At 71.6% G+C, this 18635-nt stretch carries 16 protein-coding genes; 4 read left to right on the forward strand and 12 right to left on the reverse strand.

Annotated elements, in window-relative coordinates; translation table 11 throughout:
• Positions 1-199 precede the first annotated feature (199 nt).
• From MYF83_RS27490 to MYF83_RS27505, 4 genes are all read right to left on the reverse strand, one after another.
• Positions 200-379 (reverse strand): thiopeptide-type bacteriocin, encoded by a 180-nt coding sequence (locus MYF83_RS27490; protein ID WP_248963615.1) that lies wholly within the window; start codon positions 377-379, stop codon positions 200-202.
• 74 nt (positions 380-453) lie between these two features.
• Positions 454-2130, reverse strand: coding sequence for a SagB family peptide dehydrogenase (locus MYF83_RS27495; RefSeq protein WP_248963616.1), 1677 nt, complete (start codon positions 2128-2130; stop codon positions 454-456).
• Positions 2131-2190: 60 nt separating this feature from the next.
• Positions 2191-4173 carry a TOMM precursor leader peptide-binding protein gene (locus tag MYF83_RS27500; protein ID WP_248963617.1) on the reverse strand — a complete coding sequence of 661 codons (1983 nt, stop codon included), beginning with the start codon at positions 4171-4173 and terminating at the stop codon, positions 2191-2193.
• Complete coding sequence (locus MYF83_RS27505) at positions 4163-6142, reverse strand: hypothetical protein (RefSeq protein ID WP_248963618.1); 1980 nt, start codon at positions 6140-6142, stop codon at positions 4163-4165. Before MYF83_RS27505 ends, MYF83_RS27500 begins: the two co-directional genes overlap by 11 nt.
• A gap of 170 nt (positions 6143-6312) precedes the next feature.
• Between MYF83_RS27505 and MYF83_RS27510 the strand changes: the two genes are divergently transcribed.
• The 3 genes from MYF83_RS27510 to MYF83_RS27520 all read left to right on the forward strand — a co-directional run bounded on the left by MYF83_RS27510 (position 6313) and on the right by MYF83_RS27520 (position 8462).
• On the forward strand, positions 6313-6465 hold the full coding sequence (locus MYF83_RS27510) for a hypothetical protein (protein WP_248963619.1): 153 nt from the start codon (positions 6313-6315) through the stop codon (positions 6463-6465).
• Between the two features lie 64 nt (positions 6466-6529).
• A complete protein-coding gene (locus MYF83_RS27515; RefSeq protein WP_248963620.1) occupies positions 6530-7489 on the forward strand; it encodes an ATP-binding cassette domain-containing protein in 960 nt (319 codons plus the stop codon).
• Between the two features lie 220 nt (positions 7490-7709).
• Positions 7710-8462 (forward strand): ABC transporter permease, encoded by a 753-nt coding sequence (locus MYF83_RS27520; protein ID WP_248963621.1) that lies wholly within the window; start codon positions 7710-7712, stop codon positions 8460-8462.
• Positions 8463-8535: 73 nt separating this feature from the next.
• Here the strand turns inward: MYF83_RS27520 and MYF83_RS27525 are convergent, their stop codons facing one another.
• The 4 genes from MYF83_RS27525 to MYF83_RS27540 all read right to left on the reverse strand — a co-directional run bounded on the left by MYF83_RS27525 (position 8536) and on the right by MYF83_RS27540 (position 12143).
• Complete coding sequence (locus MYF83_RS27525; protein WP_248963622.1) at positions 8536-9369, reverse strand: NAD-dependent epimerase/dehydratase family protein; 834 nt, start codon at positions 9367-9369, stop codon at positions 8536-8538.
• Positions 9370-9520: 151 nt separating this feature from the next.
• Positions 9521-10423, reverse strand: a complete 903-nt coding sequence (locus MYF83_RS27530) for a hypothetical protein (protein ID WP_248963623.1) — start codon at positions 10421-10423, stop codon at positions 9521-9523.
• A 23-nt stretch (positions 10424-10446) separates the two neighbouring features.
• Entirely contained in the window at positions 10447-10968 is a 522-nt protein-coding gene (locus MYF83_RS27535) for a SigE family RNA polymerase sigma factor (RefSeq protein ID WP_248963624.1), read from the reverse strand.
• Positions 10969-11204: 236 nt separating this feature from the next.
• Positions 11205-12143 (reverse strand): MerR family transcriptional regulator, encoded by a 939-nt coding sequence (locus MYF83_RS27540; RefSeq protein ID WP_248963625.1) that lies wholly within the window; start codon positions 12141-12143, stop codon positions 11205-11207.
• Positions 12144-12326: 183 nt separating this feature from the next.
• Between MYF83_RS27540 and MYF83_RS27545 the strand changes: the two genes are divergently transcribed.
• A complete protein-coding gene (locus MYF83_RS27545) occupies positions 12327-12986 on the forward strand; it encodes an ATP-binding protein (protein ID WP_248963626.1) in 660 nt (219 codons plus the stop codon).
• Positions 12987-13096: 110 nt separating this feature from the next.
• Here the strand turns inward: MYF83_RS27545 and MYF83_RS27550 are convergent, their stop codons facing one another.
• The 4 genes from MYF83_RS27550 to MYF83_RS27565 all read right to left on the reverse strand — a co-directional run bounded on the left by MYF83_RS27550 (position 13097) and on the right by MYF83_RS27565 (position 18462).
• Positions 13097-13942, reverse strand: coding sequence for an SAM-dependent methyltransferase (locus MYF83_RS27550; RefSeq protein WP_248963627.1), 846 nt, complete (start codon positions 13940-13942; stop codon positions 13097-13099).
• Between the two features lie 322 nt (positions 13943-14264).
• Positions 14265-15059, reverse strand: coding sequence for a class I SAM-dependent methyltransferase (locus tag MYF83_RS27555; RefSeq protein ID WP_248963628.1), 795 nt, complete (start codon positions 15057-15059; stop codon positions 14265-14267).
• Entirely contained in the window at positions 15044-16039 is a 996-nt protein-coding gene (locus tag MYF83_RS27560; RefSeq protein WP_248963629.1) for an aminoglycoside phosphotransferase family protein, read from the reverse strand. The genes MYF83_RS27555 and MYF83_RS27560 overlap by 16 nt, the downstream gene beginning before the upstream one ends.
• Positions 16039-18462 (reverse strand): AAA family ATPase, encoded by a 2424-nt coding sequence (locus MYF83_RS27565; protein ID WP_248963630.1) that lies wholly within the window; start codon positions 18460-18462, stop codon positions 16039-16041. The genes MYF83_RS27560 and MYF83_RS27565 overlap by 1 nt, the downstream gene beginning before the upstream one ends.
• Between the last annotated feature and the right edge of the window lie 173 nt (positions 18463-18635).

Genomic DNA, 18635 nt, shown 5'->3' on the forward strand with positions numbered 1-18635 from the left:
TTCGATCGGCGAGCCTTATCGGGTCGCCGCCCCCGGCAGCGGGGGCGGCCTGCGTTACATGAGTCAACGGAACGCGCTCCTCGTGTGGTTCGCCGGGGGGCCGAGGGCGCCCGTGGCGTGGGCGCCCTCGGCCCTGCTCATCTCACCGGCGGGCCTGTGGGCTCACCGGTCCCGATCGCCGCCCTGGGCGTCGCGGGGCTTACGCCTCCGGCGCCCAGCAGCTGGTGGCCGACAGGTAGGACGAGCAATAGCCGGTGTAGGAGGAAGCGCCGGTCTCGATGGTGCCGTGGCCCTCCACCACGATGGAGTCGGCGGACAGCACGTCGATGGAGTCCACCTCCAGACCGCGCAGGTCGAGCTTCAGGCCGTCGTTGTTCATGTTTGTCTCCTTCTGAGAATGGTCACTGCGTCTTCGCTTGGGCGCGGGCCGTGAACCATGTGGTCACGGCGTCATCAGGGAGTGGGCGTCACCTCCTCGCGTGAGCCGGGCGGGATCTGGCGGGCCAGGAGCGGCCCGCCGGTCAGGGGCGTGCCCATCACCAGGAAGGACAGGCTCCGCAGCGGGGTTCCGGCGATCCCGAGCACCTCGTCGGTGGTGTCGTTCACGCCGTCGGAGTGGATGCGCGCGGCCAGGCCCAGCGCGGCGGCGGCCAGCGCGGCCCGCTGGGTGACCAGGCCCGCCTCGATCTGCTGCAGGCGGTACCACCGGTCGCCGAACAGGCCGACGCCCGCCAGCGGGTCGCCCACGGGGACGAGCACGGCGGCGGCCCCGCGCAGCGCGAGCCGGGTGTTGGCCAGCAGGCGTCCGGTGGCCACGGCGGCCACCCGGTCCGCGCCGGCGACCTCGCCCAGCACCCGCGCCTCCGGGTCGTACCAGTACGCGCCGCGGGGCAGCCCGTCCACCCTCAGGGCCAGCAGGCACACGGCGGTCGCCGCGGGTCCCTCCCCGGCTCCGGGCAGGTCGCCGGGGTACCCGCCGCCCGCGGCCGCCAGGATCGCGCCGAGCGCGCCTCCCGGGAAAGGGGCGGGCCGGTACCCGGCCGGCGGGGACGCGCGTCGCGGCACCCCCGCCGCCGGCCGCACCCCGGGTGCCGGCTCCGGCGCGGGGACGGTGGCGCCGGGCTCCACCGGCGGGCAGGGCAGCAGCCGAGCCGGAGAGGAGGGGCCGGGGGCGTGGCCGACCGTGCCGGCCCGGTGCAGGGCGGCGGCCGGGCCCTCGAGCATCGGCAGGGGGAGCGGCGCGCTCTCCCTGGCGGCCGGTCGCCAGAGTGGCGGGCCGTCCACGGGGCACGGCGCGCCGTCCGGGGCCGCGAGGGGCCTGAGCGGCGTGCCCGGGTCGCCCGCGGTCCGAGACCGGGGGAGGGGCGCGGCGTCCCGGGCGGTGCCGTGCGATCCCGCGGCGAGTCCGGATGGCAGCGTGAGCGTGAGCACGGCCAGCGCGGCCTCCCGCGCGCCGTCGAGCCCGAGCAGGCGGTCGACCTCCCCGTCCGGGAACCGCAGGTGGGCACGGGTGGCCAGGCCCAGCCGCCCGGCGACGGCCAGCGCCTGGGCGAGGAGCACGCCGGTCTCCTGGCACATCAGGCGGTAGCCGAAGTCGCCGTACTTGAACATCGACCGCCAGAACACCGCGGACAGCACGAGCGTGACGTCCGGCGCCGGCGAGTCCGCGAGCAGGCCGGTGAGAGCCGGGGTGTGGTCGCCCTCCCGCACGCGTTCCAGCGCGTGGTGCACCGGGTCGTAGTGGTACAGGGCGGCGGGCAGACCGGGGACGCGGGGTTCCCCGGCCGCGACGTACGCCTCGATGGGGTACAGCCCGCCCCCCGAGGGCGCCGGGCGGCCGGCGAGGAGGATCGGCGGCTCGCCCAGCGGGCCGCCGAGGTCGTCCAACTGGTGGAACCACACGACCCTGGCCACGCCGAGCAGCTCCCGCAGGAGCTCGCCGATCAGGTCGAGGGCCGCGCCCTCCCGGGTGGTGCCCCAGGGCAGGACGGCGCGCTCGGCCTCCGGGTAGCGCTTGTGCCGGGTGGGGGCGTTGGCCCGGTCGATGGAGAGCGGGCCCCGGTTCCGCATCGCGGCCAGGTAGCGGCGGGTGGCGTCGCCGGGCGCGTTCGTCGCCGTGGTGCCGTGCATCCGGTCTGCCTCGCTTCCTTGCCGGTTCTGCGGATTCCTGGTGAGCGGGGGCGGCCGCGGTCAGGGGAAGGGGTGCGGGTACGGGTTCAGCTGGTCGGGCCGCAGGTCGTCGTCCCGGTAGCCGAGCCGCCGGGGCAGGGACAGCAGCCGCGGCAGGCCGTGGGTGCGCCGGTGCCGGTGCCCGAACGTCATGGGCATCGCCCCCGGCACGATGACCTTCGCGGCGGAGAAGCCACCCGCCCGGGCCTCGGGAGAGGTGATGTCGACGGCGATCACGTCCAGGCCGCTCGCCAGGTAGCGCCCGGCCAGCTCGGCGAGGTCCGCCGTCAGGTCGTCGTGCTCGGGCCAGCCGAGCCGCGCCGTGACCTCCGCCACCGTGAGCGCGGGCCCCTCCAGCGGGAGGAAGCCCAGCCGCCCGGACGCCTCCGGGTGGCCGTAGAGCAGGGGATGGTGCTCCAGGAGCCGCACCTGGCCGGAGTCGGCCGCCAGCCGGGCCGCCTGCTCCGGGTCGTACCGCTCGATGTGCCCCTCCAGCATCGGGCCGAGGTCGTCGAGCGCCCGGCGCAGCGCCTCCTCCGGCGACAGGTGGGCGGCGGTGCCGCACAGCGCCCGCGGGCGGTCCGGCCGGCCCGTCGCCTCGACGGCCATCACCCAGAACACCGGCACCCGCTGCTCCAGCATGGCGGCGAACGCGTGGACGTCGTAGCCGAGCCGGTCCCGCACCCGCTGGGCGATCATGGGGATGCGCCGGTCGGCCGCCGACGCCAGGTCGACGCGGGGGATGGGCATCCGGGCGTACCACGTGGTGAGGAACGCGTCCCGCTCGGCCACCTCCAGCAGCCCGTACAGGATCGCCTCGGCCGGGTGGCCGCCGAGGGCGCACCCGTTTGAGCACTCGTAGGCGAACCCTGGGTCGTCCGCCGGGCGCGGCCCGAAGTACGCGTAGCTCTCCGGCACCAGCACCGGCTCGTCGCGGCGGAACGAGTACCCCCACACCCATGACGTGGGCCGCTCCGGATGGAAGCGGGCGAACCAGAAATCGGGCTGGTCGTACCAGTCGTCGGGGTACAGGCCCAGGGTCCGCGGGTCGAGGGCGCGGTCGGCGATGTCGGCGTACGCGGCGCGCACGACGGTGCGCCGCCCGCGCGGATGGATGCCGGCTATCCGCTCCACGGCCTCGGCCAGCGCGGTCGCCCGGGCGGAGGCGAAGTCGTCGCTGCGGCCATACCCGTGGTGGCTCTCGTGCGCGGTCCGCGCCGGGCTGAGCCGGGCGACCGCCATTGGGCCGCCGCCGCGCTCCTCCGCGACCAGGGCCTGCACGATCCCGGTCTCCGGGTCGACGAACCGCCGTTCCAGCTCCGCCGCCCTGTCGCTGATGCCACCGACCCGGAAGGCCGCCGGGTGCGGCTTGGGCGCCGGCGCCGGGATGTAGCGGCCGGCGTCCGGGCCGTCGTACGGCCGGGCGCCGCAGTCCGGGCACAGCGGGTCGGGCAGGAACGGGTGGCGGCGCACCGCTCCGGTCGGCACGCGCATTCTGAGCAGCGCGCCGGTGGTCCGTGCGGACCCGGGGTCGTGCCGCAGCCGGTCCACCTCGTCGGCCACCAGCGCCGCGACCGCCTTCGTGACGAGCGGCGTGAGGAGGGCGCAGGGCCGGGTGTCCAGCTCCGCGCCGAACCGCTCGCGCAGCGCGTCGCGCCCCACCGCGTCGGGCCGGTTGCCGGCACGCCGCCGCGCGACGCAGGTCGGGCAGCCCGGCCGGGGCGGGCGCGCCGCCGGGCCGACCAGCACCCAGCCGGCGTCGACCCGGACCGGCAGCCACGGTGCACCCTGCGCGGCCGCCCGCCGCGCCACCGCGGGGTACGGCCGGACGTCGTCCGCGTCGCTCGCGACGACGATCGCCGCGCAGCCGGGACGGGCCGGCCCGGCGGGTTCGGCGGCCGCGAAGGCCGAGCGGATCGCCGCGTGCAGCCTGCCCGTTCCCAGCACGGTCACCGGCCCCGGCGGTTCGGCGGGCGCGGTCGTCGAGGCGGTCTCAGTCGTCAAGGAGCACGACCTGGGTGACGAAGGGGAGCAGCCGGGCCGCTTCGGGGTCGCCGTCGAGCGGCACCGCCACCGGCACCCTGCCCGCCGCGCGGAGGGCGGCCGCCATGACCCGTACGGCCTCCGCCGGGTCGCCGGGCGGCGCCCACAGGGGGCGGGCGCCGGAGTACGCGCTCTGCCGTTCGGTCCGGGACTGCCGGCGCAGCAGCAGCCGTTCCAGTCCGTCCCGCAGGGCGGCCTGCGCCGTGGCGGCCGCTGACACCAGCGGCGGGTGGCCGGGGACGGTGAATGCCAGGGCGGGCACGCCGAGCATGGAAGTGCAATCGCGGACGTCCGGCGCCTCGCCGGCCAGCGCGAGCTGGCGCGCCAGCGCACCCGCCACCGGGTCGGACGCGTAGCCGGCCGGCGGGTTCGCTCCGGCGCCGCCCGCCGTGCCGGTCGGCGGGCGCGCGGCCAGCAGTGCCTCGCAGTGGGTCCGCAGCCCGGCGGCGACCGCCTCGTCCCAGCTCAGGCCGGCCCCGGCGCCGTCGGGAACCCGGAGGCCGCCGGTCCCGGCGAGCCGGAGGGCCGCCGCCGGCACCGGGCGCGGCCGGCCGTCCGGCAGCTCCGCGCCCCACACTTCCTCGCCGTCGGCACCCGCGCCCGCGAGGACGCCGTACGTGGCCAGCGCGGCCAGCAGGCAGCGCAGCCGCGCCGTGCGCCGGTCCTCGCCCCACCCGACGGCCCGCGGGGGCGGCGCCCAGCGGGGCAGCGCGCCGAGCGGGTCGGAGACGGTGGCCTGACAGACGGACAGCGGGGTCTGCGCCAGCCCCTCCTCGTCCAGCGTGCCGACGAGGCCCAGCCGGGAGTCGACCACCTCTGCCGCCCGGTCGAGCAGCTCCGCGGCGCCGAGCGGCGCGGCCGACGCCAGGAACTCGACCGCGGCCCGAACCCCCTCGGGTCCTCGAACCGCGTCCGGGTCCCGGGGCGTCTCGAGACCCTGATCGCCATCGGGTCCCCGGGCCTTACGGGTGCCCGCGAGGGGATGCCGGACGAACCGGTGTGGGACGGCGTCGAGGTTGCGCAGGTCGACCCGGGTGAGCTGGGGTTTCGCGCCCGCGCCGATGGCGTCGAGACCGGTCAGATGGGAGAAGCAGGCCAGGGCGTGCATGGCGGCGACCACCGTGGGCACCGGGCCCGTCAGCCAGTCCTCGCCGGAGTGGGGCGGGGTCGCGGCCGGCAAGGCGGACAACCGGTGCCAGCCCGACTCCACGGCCGTCACCGAGGGCCTGCCCACCTGGCTGAGCCACACCTCCGTAGGCCGGACAAGGGCCTGCCCCACGGCGATGCCGGCCGCCTCGCAGGCGCGGGCCGTGGTCACGAGCGCGTCGATGTCCGCGCACACGTGGAGCAGGACGTCGGCTTCCTCGGCGATCGCGCGGGGAAGGGCGTCGCCGGTGAGGGGGAGGATCCGTACCTCCTGCCCAGGATCGCGGCGGGCCCGGTCTCGGGCCTGGCGGATCGCCGCGGTGTCCGGGCAGATCACGCTGATCCGCCGCCAGCCGGAGCCGGCGCACGCCTCCAGCAGCGCCGCTTGCAGCGGGCCGTCGCCCGCCAGTACCAACCGGGAACGGCGGAGCCGCTCGAACCGCCACTCGGGGGAGTCGAGCACATAGCCGATGAAGGCGATCTCCTCCGCGTACGTGCGCCGTTCGGCCTCGGTCAGGCCGTGGGGCCGCGCCTGCCGGGCGTCCACGACGAACCGTTGCTCCGCCAGCCGGCGGACCAGGCTCTCGACCATGTCCCGCTTGTCGCCGGGGAGTTGCGCGGTCAGCTCCGCCAGGGTGTGCTCTCCGGTCAGCGCCGGAGCCAGCCTGGCGAGCCAGGCGTACGCTTGGCGTCCCCGCAGCGTGCAGGATCCGTAGTCGCCGTGTACATAAACCCCATCCGGGCATTCGGCGAAACGGACATCGTCGTTTAATCGCGGTCGCATCGCCGTATCGGCGTGTGGGAGCGCTCCCATGGACCCATATTAAGATCTTATGACCAAAATGTAAATCTTCCGCCGGCTCCCCTTGGTGTGTAGAATTCCGGGTTTCGCGGATCGGTGTTTCGATTACCTGGGATCGGCGGATTGTCGGAGCTCGGTGCGATGCTGTCGTCGTGTCACTTCGTCTACGTTGCGAGAACGCCGTCCGCCTCGGCGCCGCCCGCCGCATTGACGAGTGCCTCGACCCGGCCATCGCCCGGTTCAGAGCCCGGTCGACCTGGCTCGGCCGGGCCGTGGAGAAGGTCAGGAACGGCGAGCTGCCGTAAAACCGCTTGACCCTCCCCCCACGTGAGCCTTCACGCTGGTGTCCCCCCGAAACACGGAGAAAGCATGATCATCGAAGCGCGAGACCTGCGCAAGACCTTCGTCGTCAAACGACGGCGAGGCAAGAGAGAGGAGGTCGAGGCCGTCCGGGGCATCGACCTGGAGGTCGAGCCGGGCGAGGTCTTCGCCGTGCTCGGGCCGAACGGCGCGGGCAAGACCACCACGGTCCGGATGCTCGCCACCTTCACCGCTCCCACGTCGGGAACCGCCCGCGTCGCCGGGTTCGACGTGGCCAAGGAGGCCGCCAAGGTCCGGGAGAACATCGGCTACGTCAGCCAGGCCGGCGGCATCGACGAGATCGCCCCCGGGATCGAGAGCCTGCTCCTCGCGGCCCGGCTCAGTGGGATGTCCCGCAAGCAGGCCCAGGCCAGGGCGGACGAACTGCTGACCGCGTTCAGCCTGACCGAGATCGCGAACCGTCCGGCGAAGACGCTTTCCGGCGGTCAGAAGCGCCGCTTCGCGATCGCCGTCGGGCTGGTGACCGCGCCGCCGCTGATCTTCCTGGACGAGCCGACCACCGGTCTCGACCCACAGAACCGGGCCAACCTCTGGGACGAGGTCCGCAAGTTGCGCGAGCAGGGCACCAGCGTGCTGCTCACCACGCACTATCTGGACGAGGCCGACGCGCTCTGCGACCGGCTTGTCATCGTCGACCAGGGCAAGATCGTCGCCGAGGGCACGCCGGAGGGCCTCAAAAAGGAGGTCGCGGGCGACGTCGTCACGCTCCGCCTGGAGGGCACGGCCGCCGCCCGGGACCTCCTGGCCTCGCAGCCGTACATCAAAGAGGTCCACGCCGAGGACGGCATCCTGCGCGCGTATCTCGACGACGGCGAGCACGGCCTGCCGCACATGCTGCGGACGCTCGAGGAGCACAGCCTGGGCATCCAGTCGATCTCCCTGGACCGGGCCACCCTCGACGACGTGTTCCTCAAGCACACCGGCCGCTCCCTCCGCGACGCGGCCTGACCTCTTAGGACGTCCGTCAACGACCCCGGCCTGAAGGCCGGGGCTTCGGCAGTTTCAACATCGCCACCCGGCACGGCCTCGTGCAGGGCATCCACCACCGCCATGTCCGCCTGCTTCAAAGAGCGGACGGCTACGGCTCCGCAACCCAACCGGAAGCGCGGCACTGTTCCGCGTTTCCTGCCCCGCCTGAAAGCGGGGGTATCCAGCTTAAGGAGATTAGATGATGGTTCGGCACACGATGCTCTTCCTGGGCTACGAGCTCAGGAGCCTCCTCCGCAACCCGGTCTGGCCGCTGTTCGGGATCATGCAGCCGGTGCTCTACCTGGTGTTCTTCGCACCCCTGCTGAGAAGCACGGTCCCCGGTGGCGATATGACGGACGTGCTGGCGATGTTCACGCCGGGCTCCATGATGATGATCGCTCTGTTCGGATCGATGTTCGCGGGCTTCGGCCTGATCAATGAGACCCGCAACGGGGTGCTGGAGCGGCTGGCGGTCAGCCAGGCATGGCGCCCGGCGATCATCCTCGGCCGCCTGCTCAAAGACGTGATCGTACTGATCCTCCAGGCGATTCTGGTGATCGGCATCGCCGCGCTGATGGGCCTGCGGATCGGCGTGCCCGAGATGGTCCTCGTACTGCTGCTCATGGCCGCCACCGGCCTGTTCGCGGCGAGCCTGTCCTACGGCCTGGCGCTGACACTGCGCGACGAGAACGGGATGTCACAGGTCGTGCAGTTCTTCGCGATGCCGCTGACCCTGATCGCCGGGCTGTTCCTGCCGATCTCGCTCGGTCCCCAGTGGCTGCAGACGATCGCGAAGTTCAACCCGCTCTACTACGCGGTCGAGGCGGGAAGGTCGCTCTTCCGCGGCGACCTGAGCGCCAGCACGATCCCGATCGCCTTCGGCCTCTTCGTCGTGCTGACGGCGCTCACCCTCACCTGGTCGGTGCGCTCGCTGGGCAAGCTGGCGGGTTGACCGTGTGGGTGCCGGAGAATCGGCGCACGCCGTGCGTGATCGGAGTGCGGCCCGGTTTCGGCGCCCACACGCGTCACACGTGGTCGCGCCAGGAATGCCGCGGGATGAAGCCGAGGACCTCGCGAGCGCTGTCGATCGCGAGCAGCGTCTCGAACTCCCCGAGGTCGCGCCTGATCTCGACGCTCGGGAAGACCTCTTTCATCAGGTCGGCCGACGGGCGGTTCATCACGGTGTCGGCGGCGGCGATGACGAAGCTTCGCGCGCCCTCGACGGGTGCGTCCAAGGCGAGCCGGCAGGAGGCGGCGGCGTCCCGCGTGTCGATGTAACCCCACAGGTTCCACTTGCGAAGGAGCGGGTCGTCCCAGTAGCCGGGGAAGGCCTTGTAGTCCTCGGGGCCGAGGATGTTCGAGAAGCGCAGGGCCACGAAGGGAATGCCCGACCACTGGGCGATGTGCTCGGCCATGGTCTCCGTGACGACTTTGGACAGCGAGTACGTCGAGGTCGGGACGGGGTAGTGGCCCTCGTCGACGGGGGCGTAGCGCGGGGGCACGTCGAACGGCAGTCCGAGCGTGGTCTCGCTGGATGCCCAGACGACCCGGTCGATCTTCAGTTGCGCGGCGGCCAGGAAGACGTTCGAGTTCATCACCGTGTTGCCGTTGAACGTCTCGGCGGGGGTGTAGATCCCCGGCGCCGGGATGTTGGCCAGGTGGACGACGGCGTCGACACCGTCCAGAACCTCGACCGCCTGCCCGTACCGGGTCAGATCCGCCAGCAGCACCTGCACTCCGAGATCCGGGGGCCCCGGCCTGACGTCGGTCGCCACGACCTCGTAGCCGTGGTCGAGCAGGTCCCGCACGACGGCCCGCCCAAGCTTGCCGCTCGCCCCGGTCACGCAGATCTTCGCCATCGTTCCTCCTGCGGTGAGCTGATCCGTGGAGCTTTATTGCTCTACGGATACTTTCGCAGAGGTATTGGGTGGTTTGTCCGCCGGACCGTGGCCTGGGCCCGAGGGGATCTCGGTCCGGCCCAGGCCACGGTCGAGGGTGCTGGATGGCTGGTCAGGGGTTCTTGACGGTCGGCTTCTCTCCTGGCTGGTCGGGCTTGCCGGTCGCCTTGTCGTCCGGCTTCTGCCGCACCTGGTCCTGGTCGGGCGTGCCGGTCGGCTTGACGTCCGGATTGTCGTCCGGCTTCTGCTGCACCTGGTCGGCGGGCGGGGCCGTGACCGTCACCGGGGTGCCGAAGTCGCCGAAGTCCATGACATCACGCTGGCCGTTGTCGCTGAAGGTGACCTCCAGACGCCGGACCCGTCCCTGGTCGTCCACCTCCACAGCGCCTGTGACCGTGAAGGGCTTGTCTGAGGCGTTGCTGGAGCCGAGCCGCTCGTCACTGTTCAGCGAGAACTTGAACCGCTGACCGGTCCATCCGGTGCCGGAGGCCGAACCGTCCTCACGGACGTCAGTGGCCGAACGGAGTTGCTGCAGGGCGCCCTGAGGGTCCAGGGGGGCGAGCTTGACCAGGACGGTGGCCGCCGGGGCGTCCTTTCTCAGCGCCTCGCTACGCGGGTAGACCGTCCATTTCGGCGCGCCAGGCTCCCGTATGTACATCAGGTCGCCGATGAAGCGGGTATCGGTCCCGTCCCCATGCCCCGTGATGCTGCCGACGCGCTGAACGGGATCGAAGGCACCATCGAACGTCTTGACGCCGGCATCGACGTGGATGCGGTAACTCTCGCTGCTGGTGTTCTCGATCGCGGCGGCCACCTGGGCCTGCGCCGAGGGCTGGCTCCCGGGGAGCACCAGCACGGTCGTACCCACCGCGGCGACGACACCCACCGCGGCGATCATCGGCACCAGGGATCGGGTCCGCTTGGGCCTATGCGTCATCCTCGGCATGAGATCGATGCCCGCGGGCCGATCCTCGGTGGCTTTGATGAGCAACGTGCGGAGTTCTCTCTCGTTCATGGACGGCTCCTCGTGTTGGTGTCTCACCGGATCCCACTCCCTTCCTCCTCGGTTCGGTTGACCACCGTTTCGGGCGAAATCAGGCGCCGCATCGCTTGCAGACCGCGATGCGTGTGGGACTTGACCGTCCCCGCCGAGCAGCCCATCAGATCGGCGACCTCCGCTTCGGGCAGGTCGGCGAAGAAACGCAGTACCAAAGCCGTGCGCTGCCGGACGGGCAGCTTCGCCAGCGCGTTGCGAACGTCCTCGGCTACGGCCCGAGCGTCCCCCAGGTCACCAGGACCGGGAAGTTCGGGCAGCTCGGCGCGCGGGATCTCCCGGCGCCACCGAGCACGCCACCAGGATCGGTAGGTGTTGACCAGGATGCGGCGCAGGTAGGCGTCGGGCTCACTGCTGGTGTCCAGCCGCTGCCACACCTGGTACAACTTGCCGAGGCAGGACTGCACCAGATCCTCGGCCGTGTGCCAATCCCCGGTGAGCAGGACCGCCGTTCTCAGATGATGGTCTCCCCGGCGCCGCACGAAGTCCGCGAAATCCGCATCCACCCGGTCTCCTCTCGTCGGTGAAAGTCACCCCTGACACTCCTTGAGCCCCACCCCAGGTTGACCAGAAGCACACGAAATCTCTCTCACCCAAGACATGCCGGCAGACGTACATGATGCCTATCAGTGCCTTATCGGGGGCCGGCTATACGAGCAGGTTCAGCGGTGGCTGAATGCACCACCTGAGGAGACCCCCTCGACACGGACCAGCTGGGAAGGTGGTCGAGCAGGGCTCATGGCTATCCCGGTGTCCGGGTGCGCAAGGCCTGGATGGTCCAGTCGAGGGCCGGTGTCAGGGTCTCCGGGGCCGGCCAGTTGTTGATCACTGCGAGCAGCCGGAGGTAGCGCTCCCTGCGCGGGTCGTTCGCGGTCTCCAGCCGGGTCAGCAGGCGGCGCCGGAGGTCGGCGTCGTCGGGGCGGCCGACGAGGTGGGCGTATTGGGCCGTGACGGCCGTGACGATGGGGTCGGCCTGAGGTGAGGCCGGGTCGATGCCGGCCGCCAGGGCCGGGCCGGCCTGGTCACGGGCCATCGCGGCGGCGTCGCGGCGCACACTCCTGGTGTCGCCGCCGGCGCGGTCGGCCGCATGCTGCTCGGCCAGGCGCCGCATGCCGTCGCGGAAGTCCGGGTCCTGGGACAGTTCGGCCAGCTCCACCCAGGCTTCGACCTGCTCGGCCTCGGGGTTGTCGGGCAGTTCGGGGGTCATCGAGCTTGTGATCCCCGCGAATCCGGGGTCGGCGTCCAGGCCGCCGAAGGCGGCGTCGAGGAAGTCGCCGATCAGGCGGCGGCGTTCGTCCTCGGAGAGCTTGGCGAGCTTGTGCATGAGATCCATCTCCTCAGGGGTGGACCCGCGTTCGGCCACCGCCGTCAGCACCGCGCGCCGCAGCCGCAGCGTTCGGATCTGCGCAGCCAGTGCTTCGGCGTGCGCCGCGGCGACCTCGGGAAGGGAGATCTCCCGGTCCACGACCTTCCGGATCGTGGGAAGGTCCAGTCCCAGGTCGCGCAGCGTCCGCACCAGCTCCAGGCGTGCGACGGCGTCGATGTCGTAGAGGCGGTAGCCTGCCGGGCTGCGGTCGGTGGGCGGCACGATCCCGCGGTCGGAGTAGAACCGGATGGCCTTCACCGTCAGCCCGGTCCGCCGGGCCAGATCACCGATCGAGTAAAGCGTGCCGCCGTCCATGCCCCCACCCTCGCGCCTCCCCTAAGAGGAGACTCAAGCCGATCTACCGCCGTCAGCCGACCACTCGGTCAAGGGACTGAAACTCTTGCCAGGCCCCAAGCGTTCCTCATAGCGACGGGCCCGATCGGACCGAAGATCTCCATTCGCTTCGCATCGGGCTAGCTCGCGGAGGATGAGAGGTCGATGACCCCTGAACCGACCATTTCGCGGCCGGAGCAGGAGCCGCGCCAAGTGCACATGATGGCCTCCGCCGAGGAACTGCGCTATCCCGCCGCATCGCTGGTGCTGCTCGCGGGGCTGCCCGGCGCGGGCAAGAGCACCCTGCTCGCGCGCCTGTACGGACTGGACGGTGGTGAGACGGAGCCGGCGGTGGCCGGCGGCGTGCACGTGGTCGACTCGCGCCAGTCGCGTAACTGGTGGGCTCGCTTCCTCGGGCCGGTCCCCTCTCGGTTCCGTACCCCCCTCGTGCACGCGACCCATGTGTTGCGCATCGGGCGAGCGGTGCTGCGCGGACACCCCGTCGTCGCGCACACCAGAGGCACCTGGCCGCACATCCTGTACGGGTTCGCCTGGCTCGCCCGGCGTCGTGGCGGCGCCATGCACCTGATCCTGCTCGACATCCCGCCGCAGACCGCCCGTGCCGGGCAGTACTCGCGGGGGAGGGTCGTCACCGCGGCCACCTTCGCCCGGCACTGCCGGCGCTGGCGGGTGCTCGTCGGACTTGCCCGCGCCGGCGGGCTGCCCTCGGCCGCGAGCGTCACCGTGCTGGACCGCGACGCCGCCGACCGGCTGTGCGCGATCCGCTTCGACGCCGTGCCGGTCCACGGCGACGATGACTCGTGACCCTGGTATCGCTCATGCCCGGCGAGCGTAGACGGTCGCACCGCCCCGGCACGGGTGGGAAAGGGTCCGCCGGATCGTTCGGAACAGCCGACGCGGGGGTCAGGTCGCGTTCAGGGCTTGCGGGCGACACCGCCGGCGAAGGTGTGCAGGGTGAGCGACAGCTCGGTGGGGTCCGCGGGGTCGGGCCGCCAGGCCGACAGCGGTACGATCCCCGGCTCCACCAGCTCGAGGTCGCCGAAGAAGGCGAGGATCTCCTCGCGCGTGCGGAACCGTCCGGTCCCGAGATGCTCGTTGAAGACCCTCTCGCCGTTCACGGCCTGCTCGGACGCCTGCGGATGTTCCTCACCCGGGTTGAAGAAGTGAGCCACGGCCATGTGGCTGCCCGGCGGGATCGCCTCGCGGAACGTGGCCGCCACCTCGCCGGGACCTTCGTCGTCGTGCAGGTGGTGCAGGATGCTGAGGAGCAGCAGCCCTACCGGCTGGGTGAAGTCGATCAGTCTCCCTACCGTGGGGTGGCCGAGGATCCGCTCCGGATCGCGCACGTCCGCCTGGATCACCGCTGTCGTGCCGTCGTCGGCGAGGAGTTCCCTGCTGTGGGCGAGCACCATCGGGTCGTTGTCCACGTAGACGACCCGTGCCGCCGGATCGATCTCCTGGGCGATCTGGTGCACGTTGCCATGTGTGGGAAGCCCGGACCCGAGGTCGAGGAACTGGCGGATCCCCACCTCCGCGGTCATGTACCGCACCGCGCGCCGCAGGAACCGCCTGCTCGCGACCCCGACCTCCTTGGCGTCGGGCGCCACCCGGAGCGCCATCTCCCCGAACTGCTGGTCGACGGGGAAGTTGAGCGTGCCTCCGATCATGAAGTCGTAGACGCGTGCGATGCTCGGCTTGGATGTGTCCACCTCGGGCGCCGGCTCGTCCTGCCGGCCACTGTCCTCGTCGCGCCCAGACAATTCCGCCTCGCCCTCTGAACAGTCCGTGGACCTGTAGTGGTTGTGGCAAATCCGGCAACTCTACAGATACAGCACTGCTTCGATCATGGCGAGGAGCCCGGTTGACTTCTTTCCCGAAGCGGCGAGGCGGCGGACGAGACCTCACCGCAGACGCACTGCGGAGACCGGCGGCGGGGGACTTCAGTAGCTGAAGGTGGTCGCGCCCTCGTCGCCGATCCACTGCCACATGGGGACGGTGCCGCCGAGTTCCGCGCCTTCGATGAGTCGCCCCTTGTCGAGCCTGCGGGCGTCGAAGCAGATCGGGCAGATCGAGGGGGTGTGCTTACTGGGCGGCTTTGTCAGGGCGTTCGGTGACGCGGATGGTGCGGAAGACGACGAGGTCCATGGTGCTGGTGATCGGGCCGGTCGCAGGGGAGCGGTCGGCGTCGCGCATCAGGCGCTTGAGACCCTCGGCGAACCGGTCGTCGGCGAGGCGTCGCAGCGGGCTGTGCGCGCGCAGCGCCACCTGGGCCGCGAAGTCCGCCAGTGTCGGCGCCGACATCTGGACGACCGTGTCACGGTGCTCGGGACGCAGGCCCACCCCTCGCAGTGCGCGGGTCAGGCCGGCGAGAGCCTGGCCCCGCTCCTCGGCGAAGGCGGCGAGCTCGGGGAAGTAGGTATGGAACAGGGTCGGCCGCTCGGCATCGTGGAAGGCGCCGCGGACGACGAGCCGGCCCCCGGGGATCAGGACCCGCCGCACCTCGGCGGCGCACCGGTCGAAGTCCTTGATGTGGTGGACGACCTGGGATGCCCAGATCACCTGGAAGGCCTGCGCCGCGCACGGTATCGCCTCGGCCTGGCCGCCCACCACGAACACCTCCGGGCCGGCCGCGGAGGCCGCGCGTTCGCGCATCTCCGCTGAGGGCTCGACCGCGACCACCGGAACGGAGAAGTGCTCGGCGAGCGCGCGGGTGAAGCGGCCCGTCCCCGCGCCGAGGTCCAGGACCGGGCGGCCGGAGGCCGTGACGAAGGCCGCCATGGCGCGCATCCACGTGGACACCGTCTCGGCCGGAAGCCGGCGTCCGTCCAGATAGTTGCGCGCGAGATCGCCGTCGAAATCCATTACCGCGCGGCCCACTGCCGCAGTATCGACTCGACCGCGGCCTCGTCCGCGCGTGGGGAGACGCCCCAGTGGCGGTAGGCGTTGTTGAGCTTCTCGGTGAGTTTGGCGACCAGTTCGGGCTCCGGCTCGGGAGCGGCGGACGGATCGACGAACAGCTGGGCGTAGCGGACGGTGTCCACGATGGCGGACTTGATCTGCTCGTGGGCGATATAGACGTCCAGGTCATGCTCCCAGCCGCGGATGTACTCCGGCGGGAGGGCGCGCACCCAGAGCCGCAGGACGCGGTCGCGCTCGTCAGGAAGATAGCCCATCTTGTGGAAGTGCACGGCCAGCTCGTAGACCGGGTCTCCCCACAGCGCGAGCTCCCAGTCCAGGAAGACCGTCCGGCCGTCGCTCACGATCATGTTCTTGCGGTGGATGTCGGCGTGCACGCACACCAGCGGGCGCGCGGTCAGCGTCGGCCACGCCGCCTCCGCCGCGGCGACCGGGTCGGCGGGAACGCGGAACGCGGTGTAGAGCCACTCGTAGTCGGTGACGAACGTGGAGTGCACCCACAGTGTCAGGTCGGAGAGTTTCCGCCCGAACCCCGGGGTGTCCTCACCTACCGGCCAGTCCGGCGGGAGGGCGGGGAGCTTCTCGCGAGGGACCTCCACGAGCTGGGCGAGCAGTCGCACGACGTCGGTGGGCACGTACCCGGGAACCGGGACGCCCCGGGGGGCCAGGTCGTTGAGGACCCGGCCGTGGATGAACTGGTGCACCTGGAAGAGCGGATCCGACGAGGTGTGCAGCAGCCGCGGAGCGTGGGGGACGTAGGGGGCGATGGCCGGCAGGACCTCGTCCTCGCGCCAGATCCGCAGGTCCATGACGTCCGCGCCGTCGATCGGGATGCGCACGTTGACCGGCCCGTCGGGGGTGGAGACCCGGACGTTCTTGTTGTAATAACCCGCGGCGGCGTCCAGGTGCGCCCGGGCGCTCTCGTACAGTTCCATGGTCATCAGTGTGCTCCCAGAACCGAGTCGATCAAGCCGGCCAGCCGGGACTCCAGCGCCACCAGGGAGTCCAGCGGTTCGATCTGGCCTCGCGCGTGCTCGGCCGCCCGCGTCACCTGGGCATCGGGCAGGCCGATCCGGGCCAGTGCCTGATGGGCGGCCACGATCAACGTCGGGTACACCTCGGCCTCGATGAACTCCTTGGCCGCCCAGACCAGCGACCGGGCCGCCTGCTCGGGCGCCCCCCGGCGGACGTGCAGGAACGCGCGGAACAGCTCAGCTCTGGCCCGCCCGGACCGGTATCCCGCCCGCTCGAGGAACTCGCAGGCCAACGCGAACGAGTCAAAGGCGGCCGGTTCGTCGTCGAGGCGCATCTGGGCGAGCGCCAGCGCGGTGTAGGTCTTGCCGAGTTCGTGCACTGCGGAGAGCTCTTCCTGCTGCCTGATCGCCTCGGCCGCGAGCCGCAGAGCCGACACCGGGTCGTTCCACGCCGCCAGTTCGACCCGGTTGGTGGCGATATTGGCCAGCCCCACCACTGATCCCGCCCGCGCATAGCACGCGTGGGCCTCCTCCAGCCGCCGGACCGCGTCGTCGAAGTCGAGGTGGAACCGGTAGCCGAGGTGCATCAGCCGTACCACGTCCCCGCGCAGCACCCAGTCGTCTTCCGGGGCGTCGCGCAGCACCTGCTCCGCGAGGGAGAACGCGGTGGCGAACCGCCCCTGCCACATGGGGACCTCGGCCACCCACAGCCCCGCGATCGGGCGTACCGGGCCCTGGTGCCGCTCCCAGACCAGAGAGTAGATGTGGCCCGCCTCGGTGGTGTCCCCGGCGAGCCGCTTGGCGTGCGCCGCGGCCATCGCAAGCCGAGCCCCGGCCGTACTCTCCACATTGGGGAACGCTCCGAGATCGGTGAGGACCGCGGCCTCCGCGGCGTTCCCCATGGTGATCGCCGCCTCGGCGCGCAGGCAGCGGGCCGCCTCCGCCAGCTCCCCGCCGAGACCGAGTTCCGTCAGGTCGGCGAGGATGCCGTCCCCCGCCTGCTTGCCGCCGCGCTGGATGCTGCGATCGGCGTAGCTCAGGACGTCGTCCGCGGTGAGCACCCCGGCCCGCACCCCGTGGTACACCGCCTCGCGCAGCGCCGTTCCGTCGCCGGTGGTGGCACGGGCGTCCCAGGCCGCGCGCAGGTGCGCGTGCACCTCCCGCATCGCCTCGGTGCTGAGCCGCTCCCGCAGCGCGACCACCATCAGCTGGTGGAGCCGCAGTCCGTGCTGCCCGGCGGGATACACGAACGAGTAAGCGGTGAGTGATTCCCACGTGATCCGGTCGCCAGGGAGATCGAACGCTGCCGCCAGCGTGTGGAAGATCTCGAAATCGAAGGTGCGGGAGATGCTCAGCAGCTCCAGCAGCCGCACCTCGGCGGGGGCCACATGATTGAGGAACCGCTGCAGGATCTCCTCCAAGGAGACCGCCCGCGCGTTCCCCGCCTGGGTGTCCAGCGCCAGGTGCAGGTAGAACGGCAACCCCTGGGAGGCCTGCGCGATCACGGTGCCCTCGGAGATGCCCGCCTGCTTCAGCAGCTCGAGCCGCGCGGCCATCGGCAGCCCGTCCACCGGGCATTCCCGGACGATGTCGGCCCATTCGGGATCGTGCACCTGCCAGCCGAGAGGCTCCCGGCTGCCCATCACCACCAGGCCGTGGTCGAGCTGGGCGATCAGGTCCCGCAGCCACGCGTCAGCGCTCGAGACCCGCCCGGTCTTGACCGGGATGGGGACCAGCGCCTCGTACGCGTCGACGAACACCACGTGCGGCTTGGTGCCGGCGGCCCGCAGGTCCTGGGCGAACAGGTAGGTGACCGCGTCCAGCACATCGGTGTTCGACAGCTCGTCCAGCCGCTGGAGTATCTCGTCGTCCTTGATCACACGGCGGTGCCGCACCGAGGACCGCGCCCGCTGCGCGAGTTTCAGCAACCCCACCGCCGTCCCGAACACCGGCAGCCCGGACGTCTCGTCCAGAATCGAGGTGAGGATCTCGCTCTCCTCGGCGAACGGCAGATCCGACTGGCTGATCTTCAAATGCGGGTGCAGCCGCTGCCACAGCACCGCGTACGCGATGTCGAAGTGGTCGAATATCACGCCCTGCCGGCCGAGGTCCATCCGCAGGACGGCGAGCGCGTCCTCCTGCTGCCGCATCGCCGGCACCTGCAGATCCAGCAGCGCCGTCCGGCACCCGTTCTCGGCGGCACGGTTCTTCAGCTCCCGTAGCAGGCGGGATTTGCCGATGCCGCCGACGCCGGTCACGTTGAAGACCCGAGGGCCCTGCCGATCGAAGGCGCGCCGCAGCTCGTGCGTGAACGCCTCGAGTACGTCTTCGCGATCGACGAACCGCCGATCGAGCGCGGCCACCCGCCGAAACCGCGGCTGCAGCGACATCCGATCTCCTCGGGGGGCGGGAGTAATGATCAGAGATGCTTTCGATCGCCTGGCGATCTACCATCCTAAACGCTCGGGGCGCGGTATTCGTGGCCCACAGGGGCGCCGAGACCGAGATGCTCTCCGGTTTCCCGCCTGCCCGGGTACCGCCCCCGGGGTGAGCGCCCGCCGGC

The sequence above is a fragment of the Sphaerisporangium perillae genome (genome assembly GCF_023276435.1).
In the GTDB taxonomy this organism is placed as follows: Bacteria; Actinomycetota; Actinomycetes; order Streptosporangiales; family Streptosporangiaceae; genus Sphaerisporangium; species Sphaerisporangium perillae.

What these genes read in the sequence shown, in the direction of transcription:
- MYF83_RS27530 (WP_248963623.1), bottom strand. Translation starts at nt 10,423, where the DNA reads ATGAACGAGAGAGAACTCCGCACGTTGCTCATCAAAGCCACCGAGGAT.
- MYF83_RS27515 (WP_248963620.1), top strand. Translation starts at nt 6,530, where the DNA reads ATGATCATCGAAGCGCGAGACCTGCGCAAGACCTTCGTCGTCAAACGA.
- MYF83_RS27545 (WP_248963626.1), top strand. Translation starts at nt 12,327, where the DNA reads ATGACCCCTGAACCGACCATTTCGCGGCCGGAGCAGGAGCCGCGCCAA.
- MYF83_RS27525 (WP_248963622.1), bottom strand. Translation starts at nt 9,369, where the DNA reads ATGGCGAAGATCTGCGTGACCGGGGCGAGCGGCAAGCTTGGGCGGGCC.
- MYF83_RS27560 (WP_248963629.1), bottom strand. Translation starts at nt 16,039, where the DNA reads ATGACCATGGAACTGTACGAGAGCGCCCGGGCGCACCTGGACGCCGCC.
- MYF83_RS27520 (WP_248963621.1), top strand. Translation starts at nt 7,710, where the DNA reads ATGATGGTTCGGCACACGATGCTCTTCCTGGGCTACGAGCTCAGGAGC.
- MYF83_RS27490 (WP_248963615.1), bottom strand. Translation starts at nt 379, where the DNA reads ATGAACAACGACGGCCTGAAGCTCGACCTGCGCGGTCTGGAGGTGGAC.
- MYF83_RS27565 (WP_248963630.1), bottom strand. Translation starts at nt 18,462, where the DNA reads ATGTCGCTGCAGCCGCGGTTTCGGCGGGTGGCCGCGCTCGATCGGCGG.
- MYF83_RS27495 (WP_248963616.1), bottom strand. Translation starts at nt 2,130, where the DNA reads ATGCACGGCACCACGGCGACGAACGCGCCCGGCGACGCCACCCGCCGC.
- MYF83_RS27540 (WP_248963625.1), bottom strand. Translation starts at nt 12,143, where the DNA reads ATGGACGGCGGCACGCTTTACTCGATCGGTGATCTGGCCCGGCGGACC.
- MYF83_RS27505 (WP_248963618.1), bottom strand. Translation starts at nt 6,142, where the DNA reads ATGCGACCGCGATTAAACGACGATGTCCGTTTCGCCGAATGCCCGGAT.